General features: G+C 40.3%; 2 protein-coding genes and 1 pseudogene. All 3 read left to right on the forward strand.

Annotation, left to right across the window (positions count from 1 at the left end; translation table 11 throughout):
• The coding region (locus tag ABYB02_RS16215) for a tryptophan 7-halogenase (RefSeq protein WP_372763415.1) at nt 1-736 on the forward strand (736 nt) is incomplete at its 5' end.
• The gene (locus ABYB02_RS16220; protein ID WP_372763416.1) at nt 736-2,592 is read left to right on the forward strand and encodes a glycoside hydrolase family 13 protein; all 1,857 of its coding nucleotides are present in this window, start codon (nt 736-738) and stop codon (nt 2,590-2,592) included. The genes ABYB02_RS16215 and ABYB02_RS16220, both read left to right, overlap by 1 nt.
• Nucleotides 2,593-2,681: 89 nt before the next feature.
• A pseudogene (locus ABYB02_RS16225) lies at nt 2,682-2,954 on the forward strand (alpha-amylase); the annotation flags it as partial.

Here is a 2,954-nt window from a genome sequence, read left to right on the forward strand (position 1 = left end):
GCTAAAACCTTATACGCGTTCAATTGCACACAGCGCAGGCTGGCAGTGGCAAATACCGCTGCAAAGCCGAATAGGTAATGGCTTGGTGTACTGTAGCCGTTACTTACCTGACGATGCAGCAACGCAGTTATTATTAAATAATTTACCCGCTGAGCCCATTACGGCGCCACGTGTTATAAAATTTAAAACAGGACGGCGCTTAAAGCAGTGGCATAAAAATGTGGTGTCGGTTGGTCTTGCTAGTGGCTTTTTAGAGCCGTTAGAGTCAACCAGTATTCATTTAATACAAAGTGCAGTAACCCGTTTAATAAAGCTGTTTCCACATCATGGCATAAGCGAAACTTTAGTTACTGAATTTAATAAGCAAAGCGCGATAGAAATAGAGCACATACGCGATTTTATTATTTTGCATTACAAACTGACGGAGCGAGAAGATTCTGCTTTTTGGCGACAATGCAAGCAAATGGACATTCCTCACTCATTGGCCCACAAGCTCAAATTATTTAAGGAAACTGGCAAAGTAGTGCGCGAAAACGATGAACTATTTGCCGAAGTTGCTTGGCAACAGGTATTTATTGGCCAAGGCCTCATCCCCGATGATTACAACAGTATTGTTGACTCATTAAGCAGTGAACAACTAAACGACTTATTTTCTACATTAAAAACGCTTATTACCTCAACAGTAGATCAATTACCCACTCATAAAGATTTTTTAGCAAAAATTAAAAAGGCCTGATGATGCGATTTTTAAACACACTTTTACTTGTAAGTGCCTGTACTTTACCAACCATTAGCTACGCACTTAACGTTGAGCCTGCTAATTGGTGGGTTGGCATGAACAAAAACACCATAACCATCATGGTGCATGAGCAAAATATTGCAAACGAGCAAATTAAATTAGCTAAATACAATGGTGTTAAGTTAAATAAAGTAACCCGTACAGATAACCCAAATTATGTATTTTTAAATATTACCATTACCGACGCCGCTAAAGCAGGAACGCTTGAATTTAACAGCAGCGAAGCGAGTCAAAATTTTGAGTTTTCATTACTTGAACGGGATAAAAACAGCGCAAAGCGCCAAGGGTTTACATCATCCGATACTCTTTATTTAATTAACCCAGATCGCTTTGCTAATGGTGATAAACAAAACGATAGCGTTCCTAGCATGTTAGAAGCCGCTGATCCTAGTACTAAGGGTGGGCGCCACGGTGGTGATATACAAGGTGTTATAAACGCACTTCCATATTTAAACGATTTAGGCGTAACACAGCTTTGGCTTACCCCAGTGCTTGAAAACAATATGCCTAATTATTCTTACCATGGCTATGCAATTACAGACTTTTATAAAGTTGACCCACGTATGGGCTCAAACCAGTTATATAAAACGCTCTCGGTAAAAGCAAAAGAGCAGGGCATAGGCCTGGTAATGGATATGGTTCTTAACCATTTTGGCTCTGAGCATACTTGGGTTAAAGATAAGCCAACTAAAGATTGGATTAACTTTAATGGCGAGTTTAAAAAAGGTAAAAACGCCACAAGCCATGCGCGCCAAACTATACAAGACCCACACGCGAGTGAATACGACAAGCGCCAGTTTAACGATGGTTGGTTTGTAGAAACCATGCCCGATTTAAATCAGCGCCAGCCACTGTTAAGTGAATACTTAATTCAAAATGCTATTTGGTGGATAGAATACGCCGATTTAAGTGGTATTCGTGTTGATACCTACTCTTACTCAGATAAAGCATTTTTGAGTGATTGGACAAAAGCCATAATGCAGGAGTACCCAAACTTTAATATTGTTGGAGAAGAGTGGACGTCAAACCCTGCTATTGCCTCTTACTGGCAACGTGGCAAGCATAACCAAGATGGTTATACATCAAGCTTACCAAGCGTGATGGACTTTTCGTTGCAAGAGTCGGTAATCCAAGCGCTAAATGAAGAAGAAAGCTGGAACACGGGCTGGGTTAAAGTCTATGAATCGTTAGCTAATGACTTTTTATACCCTGATACCAATAACATTATGGTATTTGCTGATAACCACGATATGAGCCGTGTATACACCGAGCTTGGCCAAGATGTTGCTAAAACAAAAATGGCGATGACGTTACTTTTAACCACACGTGGTATAGCGCAAATGTATTACGGCACCGAAGTACTATTAGATAACACCCCAAGTAAAGATCATGGCGATATTAGAATCGACTTCCCGGGGGGATTTAAAGGCCAAACTCGGAACGCCTTTACGGGCGAGGGGCTAACAAAACAGCAAAAAGTGATGCATAACACCATCAGTACCTTGCTTAATTTTAGAAAAAGCAGCCCAGCACTTGATAAAGGAAAACTTGTGCACTTTACGCCTCAACAAGGCGTGTATAGTTACGCGCGTGTTAGCGACGAGCAAACTGTGTTGGTATTTATGAATAAAAACACAAAAGAGCTAACTAAGAATATTGAATATATGCAGGAAGTAATACCAAAAAATACCAAAGCACTTAACTTATTCACCCACAAAACACAGGTGTTGGGTAATACAGTTGCTTTACCGGCAATGAGTGCAACGGTATTAATTATAAATACCTCTCAATAGTTTACCTGAATACGTATGCAGCAACTGTATGGTTGCTGCAGTAATCTTTAGTATAAAGTTAATAACAATACTGACAAAAAAGACACACAATGAAAAAATCAGTTTATGTACCCGCAGTACTTTGTAGTGCACTTATTGCTACAGGGTGTTCAGAAAATAACAAACCTGAACAACAGCAAACACCCGCACACACACAAAATGAGCTTACCAAGCCGGTTGTATATCAAGTATTTACCCGTTTGTTTGGTAATACCGAAACTGCCAATGTGCCATGGGGCACTAAAGAGCAAAACGGCGTAGGCAAATTTGCCGACTTTAACGATGCAGCCCTCAAAGGCATTAAAGAGCTAGGTACCACGCAC

It is taken from the genome of Pseudoalteromonas sp., assembly GCF_041613455.1.
GTDB lineage: Bacteria > Pseudomonadota > Gammaproteobacteria > Enterobacterales > Alteromonadaceae > Pseudoalteromonas.